We start from the raw sequence: 16,336 nt of genomic DNA, 5'->3' as shown, positions 1-16,336 counted from the left end.
TGAAATCTCTCGTTCGGAAAATCAGGCTTCCCCGGAAGGTTATGCTTGCCGTTTCCGGCGTGCTGCTTTTGTGCGGCGCTTCCGGGGCGTTCGCAATCTATTCTGCAAGGGACAGCCTGCTTGGTGCCGGCGATGAAGGAGGAACCTCAGCGTCTGGTCTTGGTTGCACGACGGTGGAAACACTGAAAATGCGGCGCAATGGACAGCGCTGGATCCGCAAATATATCAGCACGGATTCTGCCGGTGGCACCGATCGCATCCGGACGGGGTTGCGCATCAGCGGGCTGCTCGCCAACAGTGAGAAAGCCGATCTCTACCATGTCGTCGTGCTTGAGGCCGATGGCCCTCACGACAGGGCGGCCCGACGCGGGCTCGCTATCGGCGCTGAGGTGATGTTTGCTCCCGATCCCTCCCTGATCACGGGAATGAGCGCTTCCTTCATCGGCCGATACAAAGAAGGCAAGGCCAATACTGCGGGCCTGTTTCACGGCAAGCAGGTCGAACTCGGCTTGGCCGATATACAGGCCATGATGACCGAAATGAACGACAGGTCGGATTGCTTGGATCCTATGGCCGCGGCCGAAGCGGCGGCCCATGGCGCGGCCGAGCCAGCGTCCGACGCCCATGGAGAAACCGACGCCCATGGAAAAACCGCCGGCCAGCCCGATCATTCTGCAGAGAGCGAACCGGCGGAGCTTGAAACGCACGGGGAGGCTGCGCCGGAAGAGCCATCGCATGACACTGGTACAGGCTCTGAGAACGCTGCCGCAGAGCCCGGTTTTTTTGGAAAAATGCTGACCATGGTTCTGGGCGACGATAAGGCGGAGGCCGCCGCTGAACATGCGCCCGAAACGCCCGAGCAAGAACCGACCGGGCATTGACACGGGTAAGCCAGCGACACGGGTGAGCCAGCGTCCGGCGGCTGGAAACCGCTAGACGACAGCGCTGCCGGCCATGAAGGCCAGCACCACGAAGATCAGGAAGATGATCAGCGCGATTGCGAACAGGATTTTCGAAATCGTTGCGGTTGCCGCCGATACGCCGGAAAAGCCCAGGAAGCCGGTGATCAGCGAGATAACAAGAAAGATCAAAGCCCATTTGAGCATGGAGGGTCCCCTTCCAAATTCTGCGGTCTGATAACGCGTGAGGAGGGAAAAAGTTCCATTGAACGAGATGCGCCACCTCTCAAAGGCAGCGCTTTTGCTCTTTTCGCTCAGTCTGCCTTGTTACGGCGAGCTGGGAAAAGAATGATATCGCGGATCGACGGGGCATTGGTCAAAAGCATGATCAGCCGGTCGACGCCGATGCCAAGGCCGCCGGCGGGCGGCATGCCCTGGTCGATCGCGTCGAGGAATTCGTCGTCGAGCTGCTTTGCCTTTTCGCCGCGGGCATGGGCCTGCGTCAATTGCTCGACCATGCGGGCGCGCTGCTCTTCGGGGTCGTTGAGTTCGGAAAAGGCGTTGCCGATTTCCCAGGCGTTGCAATAGGTCTCAAAGCGCTCGACCAGGCGCGGCTCGCCGGGCACTTCCTTAGCAAAGGGCGAGATATCCTTCGGGAAATGCGTGACATGGCTCGGCTGAATGAGCGTCTGCTCGACCTTTTCCTCGAATATAAAGGCCAGACACTCGCCCCAGGTTGCGTCCTTTTCGACCTCGAAGCCGGCAGCCTTGGCAGCGGCACGGGCTTCCTCGTCGGTTTTGATGGCCAGGAAGTCGATGCCGGTCGCTTGTTTGACGGCGTCAGGCATGGGAACCCGCTTGAACGGGCCCTTGAAGGAGATTTCCCTGTCGCCGAAGGCAAACTCCGTCGAACCATGGATTTTCATTGCCAGATCCGAGAAAAGCCGCTCCACGAGGTCCATGATGTCCTCGTAGTCCGCATAGGCCCAGTAGCATTCCATCATGGTGAATTCGGGATTGTGCCGTGTCGAAACGCCTTCGTTGCGGAAATTGCGGTTGATCTCGAACACCTTGTCGGTGAGGCCCGAAACCAGCGTCCGCTTGAGGTACAGCTCCGGCGCGATGCGCAGATACATGTCAAGCTTCAGCGTATTGTGATGGGTCTTGAACGGCTCGGCGGTTGCGCCGCCGTAGACCGAATGCAGCATCGGTGTTTCCACTTCCATGAAGCCGTCATTCTCCATGAAACGACGGATGCCGGAAACGATCTGCGAGCGCTGCCGAAAGCGGAGCTTGGATTCCTCGTTGGTCATGATGTCGAGGTGGCGCTTGCGATAGCGTTGCTCGATATCGGACAGGCCGTGCCACTTTTCCGGCATCGGCAACAGCGCCTTCGTCAACATGATGATTTCTTGCGCGTTGATCGACAGTTCGCCGCGCTTGGTGCGCCGGACCACGCCGGTTACTCCGATAATATCGCCGATATCGATCAGCGGCAGCAGCGCACGGGCGTCTTCCGGTGTCGTATCCTTGTGGGAGAAGATCTGGATCTTGGCCCCGGCATCATGGATATCCATGAACATGCCTGAATTGCGCGAGGAATAGACACGGCCGGCCACGGTCACGACATCGTCCGTCACGACATCCGCTTCCAGGCTCTCGTATTTCGCTGCCAGTTCCGCATTGGTGATCGTGCGGTGGAAATGCGCGGGATAGACGTCGCCGATTTTTTCGCGCAGCATTTTCAGTTTTTGCGCGCGCACTTCGGTGACGTCGGAGGAGAGGGTGGTTTCGGTCTTGGTGTCGGTCATAGGGCTCGCCTTCGATAGGGCTTTCATTTTTTTCAATTCGAGGGCTGCGACACACTCCCTCTTCTCCCCAGCGGGGAGAAGGTGGCGCGAAGCGCCGGATGAGGGGGCCAACTTCGCCTACGCCCCCTTATCGCCTCGCAGTTGCTCGGCACGTCTCCCCGCCGGGGAGAACAGGAAGCGTCATTTCCCGCTACCGGCCATTGACGCCGCCACCTGGCCCGCGACCTTCAGGCGCTGACGCACGACCGAGCGGCCAAGGACGGCCATGGAATCGAACAGCGGTAGGGAGCGCGACGAGCCAGACACCGCGATGAAGAGCGGTGCAACAACGACCTTGAGCTTTTTCTCAAGTCGTTCGGCGACGGCCCGCAGTTCGGCTTCGATGGACTCCACGTTCCATTCAAGGATCTTCTCAAGCGAAGGCTGCACTTCGTTGAAAATTACCACCAGCTCCTCAGGCGAGGATTTCACCTTGGCGAAGGAGGAGGCATCGAGTGCCAGATCGGACTTGAACAGGAAGCCCGCGAGGTCGGGAAGATCGCCGAGCTTGGTAATGCGCGACTGCGACAGTTTGAGCCCCTGCTTGATCCGGTCGTTCTCCATCGCCCAGGACAGCACACGGGCGGCGAATTCGTCTTCGCTCAGGCCTTCGCGAAGCCAGCGGCCGTTCAGCCAGTCGAGCTTCTGCACGTCGAAGATCGCGCCGGCCTTGGAGAGATTGGCCGGATCGAATTTTTCGGCGAGCTGGTCCATGGTCAGCATTTCCTCGCCCTCGGCGATCTGAATGAAGAACAGGCCGAGGAAATTCATCAGCGCCTCCGGCAGATAGCCGAGGGCCGAATAATAGGAAATGGAGGTCGGATTCTTCCGCTTCGACAGCTTCGACTTGTCGGCATTGCGCATCAGGGAGAGATGCATGAAAACCGGCGGTTCGAGGCCGAGATACTGGTAAATCAGAATGTGCTTGGGCACAGAGGACAACCATTCCTCGCCGCGCGCCACATGGGTGATCTTCATCAGATGGTCGTCAACGACATTGGCCATGTGATAGGTCGGCATGCCATCGGCCTTCAGCAGGACCTGCATGTCGACCGCATCCCACGGGATATCGACTTCGCCATAGACCCCATCGACGAATTTGCAGGAGCCCTCGGTCGGAATCTTCATGCGCACGACATGCGGCTCGCCACCTGCGACGCGGCTCGTGACTTCCTCAGCCGCGATGTGAAGGCAAAGGCCATCATATTTCGGTGGCTTGCCGGCAGCGCGCTGGGCTTCGCGCATTTCCGTCAGCCGCTCAGGCGTGCAAAAGCAGCGGAAACCGTGGCCGGCCGCGACGATCTTTTCGACGTAAGGCTTGTAAAGATCCTTGCGGTCGCTCTGGCGGTAGGGGCCGTAGGGGCCGCCGATATCCGGGCCTTCCGACCATTTCAGGCCGCACCATTTCAGCGCGTCCAGCACCTTGGTCTCGAATTCGGGCGTCGAACGGGTGGCGTCGGTGTCCTCGATGCGCAGGATGAATTCACCACCCTGTTTCTGCGCGAAGAGATAGTTGAACAGCGCGATATAGGCCGTGCCGACATGTGGTTCGCCGGTGGGGGAAGGTGCTATGCGCACCCGGACTGGTCTGTCTGTCATGATCCTGGCCCGTGTCTGACGTGTTTGGCCTTACGACCGGAGACGATTTTGCCGGATGCGAAGGCGCATGCAATTATGGGAAGGAAATGCCCGATTCACGCCTGAAAAGGCGGAAAATTCCGGGAGTTCCATTTGGTTGGCGTGAGACCATATTCAAAAGCGGACGTCAAGGAAAACGTCTGCGCCGCCCGGCATCACGGTTCGTCTACATGAAAAGGAGCGCAGCCGTGGCCGCGCTCCTTTTCATGTACAGGCCGGATACAAATTGTCAGTGTTTCGGAATCTTGTCTTTCTGACGCTTGCGGCGTGAGAACATGTTGAGCACTTCCACCAGCGCCGAAAAGGCCATCGCCGCATAGATATAGCCTTTGGGAACGTGGAAGCCCGCACCTTCGGCGATCAGCGTCGTGCCGATCATCAGGAGGAAGCCGAGGGCGAGCATGACGATTGTCGGGTTCTTTTCGATAAACCGGGCCAGCGGGCCGGAGGCGACGAGCATGACGGTGACGGCAAAGACCACCGCGACAATCATGATCGGCAGGTGCGGCGTCATGCCGACGGCCGTGATGATGCTGTCGATCGAGAAGACGAGGTCGAGCAGGAGAATCTGGCCAATGGCCGAAGCAAAGGTCGTCGTCGCCGAGTTGGCGATGAAGTCTTCTTCATGGTCCTGCGGATCGACATTATGATGGATTTCCTTGGTCGCCTTCCAGACGAGGAAAAGGCCGCCGGCGATCAGGATCATGTCTTTCCACGAGTAGCCGTGGCCGAAGAGTTCAAAAACGGGCGCTGTCAACTGCACGATCCAGGCGACAGTGCCCAGCAGCCCGAGCCGCATGACCAAGGCAAGCCCGATGCCGATGCGCCGCGCTTTTTCACGTGTTTCCGCTGGCAGCTTGTTGGTCAGAATGGAGATGAAAATGAGGTTGTCGATGCCGAGAACAACCTCCATGACAATCAAGGTGATCAACGCGATCCAGGCTGTCGGATCTTGAATCAGCAGCATGATGTCCTGCATCTGAGTGGTTCCTTCCAGGATTCCAAGGCACATAAGGAAAAGCAGCGTAACCAGGGTTGGCGCGGGCGGCAGGTCGAGTGCCCTTATGTATGCGGAATTGATGCCTTGGCAAGCGCGGCGTGCCTTCGGGACGGCCTGATTACTGTTAACTCATCGCCGGAATGCGGATTTTCGCGAGACCGCCGCGGCGGCCATCAGCCTGTTCTTGCCGGCTGCGCCCCGTAGGCAGCCATGAAGACGCGGACAGCGCCGCTGATGACCCGATCGATTTCCTCCGGCGGTGGCGGCGTTTCCATGGTTCCAAAGAGACGAAACTTGAAGAAGCTACCGCTGGAGAGGTCGAGAAACTGGACTGCTGCCAGGTCCAGGTCATCAATTTTAAGGCTGCCCGTAGCGACCTGATGCTCCAGGAAATCGCACAGCACCGAACGCAGGTTTTCGGGGCCCTTGAAAAAACGGCGGCATAGATCGGGCATACGGTCGCGGACACCAAGAACGATGCGCATCGCGTTGATGACTTTTTCCCCGGTCATATGGGTGACGAAGCTGACGCCGAATTTGTAAAGCCCGGCTTCGACGTCCTCATGGGCAGCCAGCACCGTTCGCACGGTTGCAAGAAAAAGAGCGCGCTCGTTCTCGATCATTGCCGAAAACAGGTCTTCCTTGTTCTGGAAATAGACGTAGATCGTGCCTTTGGAGACGCCGGCCTCCCGCGTAATATCGTTCATGCTGGCGGCGTCGAAGCCGACATTCATGAAGACGCGTTTGGCACCCTCGATGATCTGTTCGCGCTTGGCCGGATCTTCACCGGCGGCACGACGTCCGGAAAGAAGATAAGCGTCGCCCGGGAAGGTCGCGGTGTTGCTCTTTTCAGCCAATTTCTCGTCCTGAGCGGCCATTCTTGTTCCGTATAAACTTTCCGAACCAATTGGTTCGATTTCACTTGATATGCGGCTTCATTCGCCTTATGTCAATCGAACCGAACGGTTCGGTTTAATTAATTCAGAAGGACGAACGGCGCGACATGTCAGTTTCAAGCAAAACAGGCGCTGCCCATGTTCGCCCGGTGGGCGATGACTTCGACGTCAAGAACGATTCGGCTCCAGCCCCTCTGGCAAAGACTGCAGCCGAGCCCGAAGCGCAGGCGGCTGTCGCCGTGGCAACAGCCGAAAAGCCGACGCCGAAGCGGCGCAATTTTCTGCTTCCGCTCATCGCCATCGCGGTTGTCGCCGCCGGCGGTTGGTACGGCTACGACTGGTGGACCAACGGCCGTTTCATGATTTCCACGGATGATGCCTATGTCGAGGGCGATATCGCTTCGATCTCGCCGAAGGTCTCAGGCTATGTCGAAACGGTCAATGTCGTCGCCAATCAGCATGTGAAGGCGGGCGATCCGCTGATCACGCTCGACAAGGAGGATTACCGGATCCCAGCCGAGCAAGCGCAAGCGCAGATCGACACGGAAAAACTGTCACTGCAGCGCTTCGACGCACAGATTGCTGGCGCCAAGGCCAGTGTTCAGCAAGCGCAGGCGCAAAAAACGGCGCTCGAGGCTGCCGTTCGCGGCGCAGACATCACATTCAAGCGCGCCAGCGACCTCCAGTCCAAAGCTGTCGGTTCGGTCGCCTCTCTGGACAGCGCCACGGTCGCGCTTGATCAGGCCAAGGCGAACCTCGTCGGAGCCGATGCCAGCATCGCCACGGCCAATGCGAATATTTCGGTACTTGTCGCCCAGCGCGCGGAAGCTGAAAGCACCATCCGCTCGCTGGAGCTGGCACGCCAGAAGGCCGAACGCGATCTCGCATTCACGGTCCTGAAGGCGCCTTATGATGGCGTTATCGGCAATCTTGCGGTTCAGGACGGCGATCTGGTCTCTGCCGGTCAGCGGCTGGCGGCCCTTGTTCCTGTCGATCAGCTCTACATCGACGCGAACTTCAAGGAAACGCAGATCGCCCACATGGTCCCGGGTTCGAAGGTCAACATTCATGTGGATGCCTTTGATGAGGAACCGATCGTCGGGACGGTTCAGTCGATCTCGCCGGCCTCCGGCTCGGTTTTCTCGTTGCTTCCTGCTGAAAACGCCACCGGCAATTTCACCAAGGTCATCCAGCGCGTGCCGGTTCGCATCGTCCTGCCGAAGGAAGTTCTGGAAACAGGGCGCTTGCGTGCAGGCTTAAGCGTCGTCGTGGACGTCGATACCAGAACGGCACCGCAGCAGAAGGCCGTCGCATCCATCAAATAACCCATAGCGCATCGTCGCTTACCCCGGTGTCTCATATCAAATAAGCCGCTCTCTGTTCGAGGGAAATGCGGGAGCTAGACCATGGCCGCCACGGCGACTGCAGGAACAATGCCGGTTTCCAACGCCGGCGCAGAGGAGCGAATGGACCCAAAGCGGCTCATCGCTTTCTTCGCGATGGTCTTCGGCATGTTCATGTCAATCCTCGACATCCAGATCGTATCGGCCTCGCTTGCGGAAATCCAGGCGGGCCTCAGCGCCGGCTCGGATGAGGTCGCCTGGGTGCAGACCGCCTATCTGATCGCCGAAGTGATCATGATCCCGCTGTCGGGAACGCTCGCCCGCGTGGTCTCGACGCGCATCCTCTTTTCCGTTTCGGCCGCCGGGTTCACCCTTGCCAGCGCGCTCGCCGCAACAGCGACCAATATCGACCAGATGATCGTTTACCGCGCCCTGCAGGGCTTTATCGGCGGCGGCATGATCCCGTCAGTGTTCGCCGCTGCTTTCACGATCTTCCCGCCATCCAAGCGCAGTATCGTCTCGCCGATCATCGGCCTCGTCGCAACGCTGGCGCCGACCATCGGCCCAACGGTTGGTGGCTACCTGAGCCACGCCTTTTCCTGGCACTGGCTGTTCCTGGTCAACGTCATTCCCGGAATCATCGTCACGATCGTCACCTGGAATTTCATCGATTTCGACAAGCCGCAGTTCAGCCTGATGAAGAAGTTCGACTGGTGGGGGCTGCTGTCGATGGCAGTCTTCCTCGGCTGTCTCGAATATGTCCTGGAAGAAGGCAACGCCAAGGACTGGTTCAGCGACGAATATATCTTCATGGGTGCGATCGCCTCGGCCATCGGTGCGCTCGTCTTCTTTTATAGGGCCTTCAACGTCGAGTTTCCCATTGTCGATCTCAGGGCTTTCGCCAACCGCAACTTCGCGTTCGGTTCGCTCTTCTCCTTCATCATGGGGATCGGGCTTTACGGGCTGACCTATCTCTACCCGCTCTATCTCGGGCGCATTCGCGGCTATGATTCTCTCATGATCGGCGAAACCATGTTCGTGTCGGGGCTTGCCATGTTCTGCACGGCGCCGATTGCGGGCAAGCTCTCGACCAAGCTGGACCCGCGTGTCATGATGTCCATCGGCTTTGCAAGCTTTGCGGCCGGCACGTGGATGATGAGCCATCTGACGGCAGATTGGGATTTCTACGAGCTGCTGGTTCCACAGATCCTGCGCGGTTGCGGCCTAATGCTTTGCATGGTGCCAATCAACAATGTTGCACTCGGCACCTTGTCGGCGGAGCGGGTTCGCGGAGCTTCCGGTTTGTTCAACCTCACCCGCAATCTCGGCGGTGCCGTCGGCCTTGCCGCAATCAACACGATCCTGACCCAGCGTCAGGAGGAGCATTACGCCCGCCTGCAGGAACATGTGCAGTGGGGCAACCCGGAAGCCATGGACCAGCTTCGCGATCTGACGGCAAAGTACAATTCCAACGGCCTCGATGGTGCGACGATCGCCATCCAGAAGCTGTCCGGGATGGTGCAGCAACAGGCAACCATCCTGTCGTTCATTGACGTCTTCGTGATCCTGACCTTCCTGTTCGGCGCGCTGGTCGCCTGCGCTTTTCTCATCAAGAAGCCGCAGGCGGCCCCTCCGGCAGACGCAGGCGGCCACTGACGGGAAGCAATGTTTCGGAATGGGCTGTACGGCGCTTCATTCCTTGGTCAGAATATCCTCAACGTCCAGGATATTGACATGAGCCGAAACAAAGCCAACCAACCGTCCCGGCGGCGCTTCCTTGCCGGTCTTATCGGGTCCGGCATTCTACCGTTGATGCGGCCGGTGGCTGTCTCCGCTGCATCGCCGGGCAATTGGCCGCCGATAGACGTGACCTTCGTGTTCATATCGGACATCCATGCCTGTCTGATATCGGCCGATGCGCTCAATCCCGATTGCCAGCAGGAGGGCAAGACCGACGCCAATCTTCTGCGCCATGTCGCGGCGCTGAATCGAATTCCCGAATACCGCTGGCCGGAAGACATCGCCGTTGTGCCGACAGGACTTGCGAGCGCCGGCCGCCAGATTGCCACGCCGCTCGGCATCGTCATCGGCGGCGACATGACGGATGACGGCGGCGGTCAGGTGAAGGTTCCGGGAGAAGGTCACCAGCTCCTTCAATTCTCAAGCCGCTACCAGCAGGGGACAGGCCCCGACCGTGTCCGCTATCCTGTATATAACGGCCTTGGAAACCACGATCTCGATCAGGATGGCGCGCCGCCAGATATCGACTGGTACCGGCGCGAAATGCGCGACTATGTCGAACTCAATCACCGCCGGACCGTATTCTACAAGCCGCCGGTTGCTGTCAGTAACTACGACATCGAGTCCGACAATTACTCCTGGGACTGGGGCGGGCTGCACCTCGTCCAGATGCAGCGCTTCGGCGGCGACACCGGCAAGGGTGCGATCAGCGGGCTCGAATGGCTGAAGCGGGATCTTGCCAATTCCGCCGCCGACGGACGTCCGGTCATCCTGTTTCAGCACTATGGCTGGGACAGGTTCTCGCTCGAGAAATGGGACGCGGCAAAGATGACTTTTGATGATACGCCCGACGGTCACCCTCACTGGTGGAGCGATGCCGAACGCGCCGCCCTGTTGTCGGTGCTCAAGGGCTAATGTCGCTGGTTTGTTCCACGGTCATGAGCATGAGACGCCGATGATCTATACGGCCGAAGGGCTCGATCTGATCAAGCCCGTGGCAAGCTATATGGGCGGCTTCGCCCTTGTCCATGTCACAGATCGAGGCATGGATATCGTGTTGGCGCACGCTGCGGGGGAGGAAGGTGACATCACTTTCACCAATGCATTCAGCAAGAAATTCGCCTGATCGAAGGACAACTGCACTCAGCTTAAATTTCTGATTTACGTACATCAGAAATTCCTCTATGGCTTTCGGCCGGAGGAAGACATGCGCCCGACCGTTCACGATATTGCTGCCGCGGCAGGTGTCAGCCTTGCCACCGTGGACCGGGTGTTGAACCAGCGGCCGGGCGTGCGTGGGATCACGCGCGACAAGGTCGAGGATGCCATTGCCCGCATCGGGTATGTCCGTGACTTGGCAGCGGCCAATCTCGCAAAAGGCCGCACCTACGCTTTGATCTTCATTCTTCCGGCCGGCGACAATTCCTTCATGCGCGGCCTGGAACAGCAGGTGCGGGCGGCGATGGCCCGTTCATCGACCGAGCGCACGGAGATCTCCGTGGTAACGGTTCCTGCGTTCGATGCGACTGCCCTGGCCAGCGCGCTTGACGATGCGCGCCGGGCAGATCCCGCCGGCGTGGCAGTCGTTGCCGTCGAATCGGACGCCGTTCGCGAGGCGATCGAGCGCCTTCGGGCCGAACACATTCCGGTGGTGACGCTCGTATCCGACCTTCCGGATTCGCGTCGCGATCATTTTACCGGCATCGACAATATTGCGGCCGGTCGTACCGCCGCCGGGTTGATGGGCCGCTTTTTGAGCGGGCGTTCCGGCTCCGTGGCCACCTTGGCGGGTTCCATGCTGGTGCGCGATCATCGTGAGCGGCTTGGCGGGTTCAGCGATGTGATGCAGGCGCATTTCTCCAGCCACCATGTGTTGCCCGTCATGGAAGGGCAGGACAACCCGGTTCTGGTGGAGCAACTGGTGCGGCAAGCGCTGGCGGCATCGCCCGATATTGCCGGTATCTACAGCTTCGGCGCCGGCAACAGGGGCCTGATCGCCGCACTCGAAAAATACGCAAGGGGCCGAGGCCTTTGCGTCATAGCGCATGAGCTTACGCCCCATACGCGCCGGGCGGTCAACGATGGATTGATTGACGCGATCCTCAATCAGGATGCGGGCCATGAAGTGCGCAGCGCCATCCGGGTTCTGAAAGCCAAAGCCGACGGTGTCGACATGATCGGTGCGCAGGAGCGCATCCGGCTGGATATTTTCCTCAAGGACAATCTGCCCTTCGACGAGAATGGCGACGCAACCTTCCCGTTGCGGCAGGACGGCACACACCAACAGCCCGCAGCGGGCAAAAAACCAGGGAGACCATGATGTATCTGGGAATCGATCTCGGCACATCCGGCGTGAAAGCGCTTCTGATCGACGGCGATCAGCGCATCGTCGGCTCGGCGTCGGGGGCCATGGACGTATCGCGTCCACAGCCGGGATGGTCGGAACAGGATCCGGCAGACTGGATCCGGGCGACGGAGGACGCGATCGCCGGCCTCAAATCCGCGCATCCGGCGGAGCTTTCCGCGGTCAAGGGCATTGGCCTCTCCGGCCATATGCACGGCGCGACGCTGCTTGATAACGAGGATCAGGTGCTGCGGCCCTGTATCCTGTGGAACGACACGCGCAGCGCGGCCCAGGCGGCCCTGCTCGATGCCGATCCGCAGTTCCGTGCTCTGACCGGCAATATCGTGTTTCCGGGCTTCACCGCCCCGAAACTCGTCTGGGTCGCCGAAAACGAGCCCGACATCTTTTCCAGGGTTCGCTGGGTGCTCCTGCCGAAGGATTATCTGCGCCTGTGGCTGACGGGCGAACATATTTCCGAAATGTCCGATTCGGCAGGCACCTCCTGGCTTGATACGGGCAAGCGCGCCTGGTCCGGCAGCCTGCTCGCCGCAACCGGTCTTCAGGAACGGCAGATGCCGAGCCTTGTCGAAGGTACAGAGGCGGGCGGCACACTGAAGACCAATCTTGCCGCACGCTGGGGCATGGGGCCGGGCGTGGTCGTTGCCGGCGGGGCGGGGGACAATGCCGCCTCCGCCTGCGGTATGGGCACGGTCGGCGAGGGCCACGCCTTCGTTTCGCTTGGCACATCCGGTGTTCTCTTCGCCGCCAATGCAAGCTATCTGCCCAATCCGCAAAGCGCCGTCCATGCTTTCTGCCACGCGCTGCCGAACACCTGGCACCAGATGGGCGTTATCCTGTCGGCCACGGATGCGCTGAACTGGCATGCCGGCATCACCGGCAAGAGTGCCGCCGATCTGACGAAGGAACTGGGCGATACGCTGAAGGCGCCCTCAGGCGTGACCTTCCTGCCTTATCTCTCGGGCGAACGAACGCCGCATAACGATGCCGCCATTCGCGGTGTCTATGCCGGGCTCGGCCATGAAAGCAGTCGCGTCGTGCTGACCCAGGCGGTTGTCGAAGGTGTGAGTTTTGCCCTGCGCGATAGCCTGGAGGCATTGCGGGCCGCGGGCACAAGCTTGTCGCGCGTGACCGCCATCGGCGGTGGTTCGCGGTCGCGCTACTGGCTGAAGTCGATTGCCACGGCCCTCGACATTCCCGTGGACGTTCCGGCCGACGGCGATTTCGGCGCCGCGTTCGGCGCGGCCCGCCTCGGGCTGGTGGCCTCTACAGGCACCGATCCGCTGGCCGTCTTCACCGCCCCTGCGACGGCTGAAACCGTTCATCCCGAACCTGCACTGAGCAGCGCCTACGAGGATGCCTATCAACGCTATCGCCGGCTCTATCCGGCGATCCGCGATGCCTACTGATCCGCCCAACACAACAGAGAGGAAACAACCATGAGCACAGGCTTTTTCGGCGATATTGCCAAGATCAAGTATGAAGGCCCCGACAGCACCAATCCGCTGGCCTATCGCCATTACCAGCCGGACGAGATCGTCATGGGCAAGCGCATGGAAGACCATCTGCGCTTCGCGGTCGCCTATTGGCACACCTTCACCTGGCCGGGCGGCGACCCTTTCGGTGGCCAGACCTTTCTACGGCCCTGGTTCGAAGAAACGATACAAGCCGCAAAGCTGAAGGCGGATGTCGCCTTCGAATTCTTCCAGCTGCTCGGCGTGCCCTATTATTGCTTCCACGACGCCGACGTGCGCCCGGAAGGCAAGAATTTTGCCGAGAACACCAGGAACCTCAACGAAATCGTCGATTACTTTGCCGAGAAGCAGGCCGCCACCGGCGTCAAGCTGCTGTGGGGCACGGCAAATCTCTTCTCCCACCGCCGCTTCATGTCGGGTGCCGCGACCAATCCGGACCCGGATGTCTTCGCTTTCTCGGCGGCGACCGTGAAGACCTGCATGGATGCGACGCAGAAGCTCGGCGGCGAGAACTATGTCCTGTGGGGCGGCCGCGAAGGCTATGAGACGCTGCTCAACACGGATTTGAAGCGCGAACTGGACCAGCTCGGCCGTTTCCTCAACCTCGTGGTCGAGTACAAGCACAAGATCGGCTACAAGGGCACGATCCTGATCGAGCCAAAGCCGCAGGAGCCGACCAAGCACCAGTATGACTACGACGTCGCGACGGTCTACGGCTTCCTGAAGAGGAACGGCCTCGAAAACGAGGTGAAGTTGAATATCGAGCAGGGCCACGCAATCCTGGCCGGCCATTCCTTCGAGCACGAACTGGCGCTTGCCAATGCGCTTGGCATCTTCGGCTCGATCGACATGAACCGCAACGATTACCAGTCCGGCTGGGACACGGACCAGTTTCCGAACAATGTCCCGGAAATGGCACTGGCCTATTACCATGTTCTGGCAGGCGGCGGATTCACGACGGGCGGCACCAACTTCGATTCCAAGCTGCGCCGCCAGTCGCTCGATCCGGCAGATCTGCTGATCGGTCATATCGGTGGCATGGACTGCTGCGCCCGCGGACTGAAGGCCGCTGCAAAGATGATCGAGGACAAGGCCTTGTCGCAACCGCTGGCCGATCGCTATGCCGGCTGGGATTCGGCCGAGGGCCAGAAGCTGTTAAGCGGCGGATACTCGCTGGACGAGATCGCGCAGTGGGTCGAAGCCAAGGACGTCAACCCGCAGCCGCGCTCCGGCAAGCAGGAACTGCTGGAAAACGTCGTTAACCGCTACGTTTGACGCAGGCTTGATATTCAAAAAGGAAGTCGGGGAGCGAAGGTTTCCCGACTTTTGTGACCAGAAGAGGCAATGTGATGTGCCAGCGGTTGCGAGAAGTAGCGGCAGCCTTGCGCCAATAGCTGACCAAGGAGCGGTCTCCTCGCTTATCTAAAAAACTTATCAACCAGCTAAGTCGCCGTTGGAATCTGATTCCACTTGCAAACCTTAATAGATACAACCAAGAATACGATTCTTTGGGTTTGGGGCGTAGCGCTGATGGTAGCCGGGTATATAGATCGAGCGGTAGCGAAAGAAGAGTTGAAAAGAATAGATGATTTACTGGATTCTCCTGTAGTTCTAATTGGGGGACTGGCGGTGCAACAGTACCAGGACTCGCGAGATTCTCGCGATATCGACTTGGTGTGTGACGCTAGTACCGTCATGCGTCTGGTGCGTGACCTTTATCCATCACGAGATTGGGACGTTGAGAATAAGGGGGATGATTATCGTCCAAACTATCAAATCACTCATAGAGTGAAAAATATGAAAATATATTTTGGCCCCAAAGTTGAGGAAAGGGGAGAATATCCCAACCTTCCCTGGGGCAACCTTCTTGAAGACGGTGTCAAATTTAGAGCCAAAGGCGACGAGTTCTTAAAGAATATCCGTGTTCCAACCGCTCACAAGCTCGCATACACTAAACTTATATCTTTTGTCAGTAGATATGAAAAGAACCCCGAGAAATCCAGAAAAGACTTCACAGATTTTATCGATCTAACAAATAATAAGAATTTCTCCGCGTCTTTGCTTTTCGATGCGATAAGACAAAATGGGTCACTGCAAATTATTAGAGATGGATTCTCTAATCTGTCAAAAAACGATCCTTTTATATATTCAAAATTTGCTGATAGTTGCCTTTATTACTTTGGAGAATTGTTCTCCGTTAATGAAAGGAATTCTCAATTAGAACGGATATTTAGCATTTCAAAAGATATTGATAAGATTGTATATTTCGCAGCACCACACAAGAATACTGAGTCCAACTCTGCGTATGCTGCCAAACTCGGAAGCGCCGGCTTAACAGTGAAATTGCCTTACGATGAAGTAAAAAAGCACATAGGCACCCCCTCACCTGAGACGACAAGCGCAACAAAAGTAAGACAAGTTTGCGTTGACGCGATTTTGTCATCAGATGCGATAGTTGTAGATGTAGACCATTACGGATTGGATACTGCGTGGGAGATTGGGTTTGCGGAGGGATCGGGAAAAACTGTTGTCGGTGTGTGTGGCTCGTATAGTTCACGCGAGACTAAAAGATTAGTGAATATCCGTCCCTATACTGACAACTTCATGCACAACTGGACAGGGAGGAAAGCCTATCCAGTCTACGAGACGTTTGAGGAGTTTATTGAAAATCATTCAGAAGATAGGGTGTATATAGCAGGCTCATTTCGAAACCCTAGAATTAGCGAACTGGAGAAAGCAACGGCGGGAAATATTAAGGAAATTATTTTCCCGAGAAAGTACATTCCTGAAAATATTGGAATGCCGAAGGATTATCCGCTGATCACTCGAGCGACCGCTGTGAACCAACTTAACAATTCCGACGTCTTGGCGGTTATACTGCCAAGATACGGCATGGATACCTCTTGGCAGATCGGTTTTTGCGCAGCCAAGATGAAAAAAATAGTTGGAATAATGCTGGATTCGGCTATCCCTGATGCAACTTCCACTTCTTACGAAGACCATTGGATGCACGGTTGGAAAGAAAAAGATGTGATGGCGGGAGGGGCGAAACTGGCTTCCTCTCTAAGGGCTTTTATGGTCGATGGACTTATATAGAGCTTATGTAACGCTGTGTGCGTGAAGGGCGGTCGTC

Annotated in this window: 11 protein-coding genes and 2 pseudogenes; 8 read left to right on the top strand and 5 right to left on the bottom strand. The window is 58.1% G+C overall.

Annotated elements, in window-relative coordinates:
* Positions 1–41 precede the first annotated feature (41 nt).
* Positions 42–881, top strand: a complete 840-nt coding sequence (locus PY308_RS17845) for a hypothetical protein (protein WP_275785244.1) — start codon at positions 42–44, stop codon at positions 879–881.
* Between the two features lie 51 nt (positions 882–932).
* Here the strand turns inward: PY308_RS17845 and PY308_RS17840 are convergent, their stop codons facing one another.
* The 5 genes from PY308_RS17840 to PY308_RS17820 form a co-directional block, all read right to left on the bottom strand.
* The gene (locus tag PY308_RS17840) at positions 933–1,106 is read right to left on the bottom strand and encodes a DUF1328 domain-containing protein (RefSeq protein ID WP_275785242.1); all 174 of its coding nucleotides are present in this window, start codon (positions 1,104–1,106) and stop codon (positions 933–935) included.
* Positions 1,107–1,213: 107 nt separating this feature from the next.
* On the bottom strand, positions 1,214–2,710 hold the full coding sequence (gene lysS, locus PY308_RS17835) for a lysine--tRNA ligase (protein ID WP_275785239.1): 1,497 nt from the start codon (positions 2,708–2,710) through the stop codon (positions 1,214–1,216).
* A 180-nt stretch (positions 2,711–2,890) separates the two neighbouring features.
* The gene (gene gltX, locus PY308_RS17830; RefSeq protein WP_275785237.1) at positions 2,891–4,348 is read right to left on the bottom strand and encodes a glutamate--tRNA ligase; all 1,458 of its coding nucleotides are present in this window, start codon (positions 4,346–4,348) and stop codon (positions 2,891–2,893) included.
* Between the two features lie 268 nt (positions 4,349–4,616).
* Positions 4,617–5,366, bottom strand: a complete 750-nt coding sequence (locus PY308_RS17825) for a TerC family protein (RefSeq protein WP_275785235.1) — start codon at positions 5,364–5,366, stop codon at positions 4,617–4,619.
* Between the two features lie 194 nt (positions 5,367–5,560).
* Positions 5,561–6,265 carry a TetR/AcrR family transcriptional regulator gene (locus tag PY308_RS17820; protein ID WP_275785233.1) on the bottom strand — a complete coding sequence of 235 codons (705 nt, stop codon included), beginning with the start codon at positions 6,263–6,265 and terminating at the stop codon, positions 5,561–5,563.
* A 125-nt stretch (positions 6,266–6,390) separates the two neighbouring features.
* Here PY308_RS17820 and PY308_RS17815 point away from each other — a divergent pair, with 125 nt between their 5' ends.
* From PY308_RS17815 to PY308_RS17785, 7 genes and pseudogenes are all read left to right on the top strand, one after another.
* Positions 6,391–7,608: an HlyD family secretion protein gene (locus tag PY308_RS17815; RefSeq protein WP_275785231.1), complete on the top strand. Its 1,218-nt coding sequence runs from the start codon at positions 6,391–6,393 to the stop codon at positions 7,606–7,608.
* An 81-nt stretch (positions 7,609–7,689) separates the two neighbouring features.
* Positions 7,690–9,282, top strand: coding sequence for a DHA2 family efflux MFS transporter permease subunit (locus PY308_RS17810; protein WP_275785228.1), 1,593 nt, complete (start codon positions 7,690–7,692; stop codon positions 9,280–9,282).
* Positions 9,283–9,360: 78 nt separating this feature from the next.
* Positions 9,361–10,492, top strand: a pseudogene (locus tag PY308_RS17805) (metallophosphoesterase).
* A gap of 81 nt (positions 10,493–10,573) precedes the next feature.
* Positions 10,574–11,605: pseudogene (locus PY308_RS17800) on the top strand (LacI family DNA-binding transcriptional regulator); the annotation flags it as partial.
* Between the two features lie 80 nt (positions 11,606–11,685).
* Positions 11,686–13,137, top strand: coding sequence for a xylulokinase (xylB, locus tag PY308_RS17795; protein WP_275791189.1), 1,452 nt, complete (start codon positions 11,686–11,688; stop codon positions 13,135–13,137).
* Positions 13,138–13,167: 30 nt separating this feature from the next.
* The gene (gene xylA, locus PY308_RS17790; RefSeq protein ID WP_275785227.1) at positions 13,168–14,478 is read left to right on the top strand and encodes a xylose isomerase; all 1,311 of its coding nucleotides are present in this window, start codon (positions 13,168–13,170) and stop codon (positions 14,476–14,478) included.
* Between the two features lie 195 nt (positions 14,479–14,673).
* Positions 14,674–16,299: a nucleoside 2-deoxyribosyltransferase gene (locus PY308_RS17785; protein WP_275785226.1), complete on the top strand. Its 1,626-nt coding sequence runs from the start codon at positions 14,674–14,676 to the stop codon at positions 16,297–16,299.
* Positions 16,300–16,336: the final 37 nt, after the last annotated feature.

Origin of the sequence: Pararhizobium gei (assembly GCF_029223885.1) — a bacterium.
In the GTDB taxonomy this organism is placed as follows: domain Bacteria; phylum Pseudomonadota; class Alphaproteobacteria; order Rhizobiales; family Rhizobiaceae; genus Pararhizobium; species Pararhizobium gei.
Note: the sequence above shows the minus strand (reverse complement) of the source record. Positions and strands in the feature narration are given on the sequence as shown.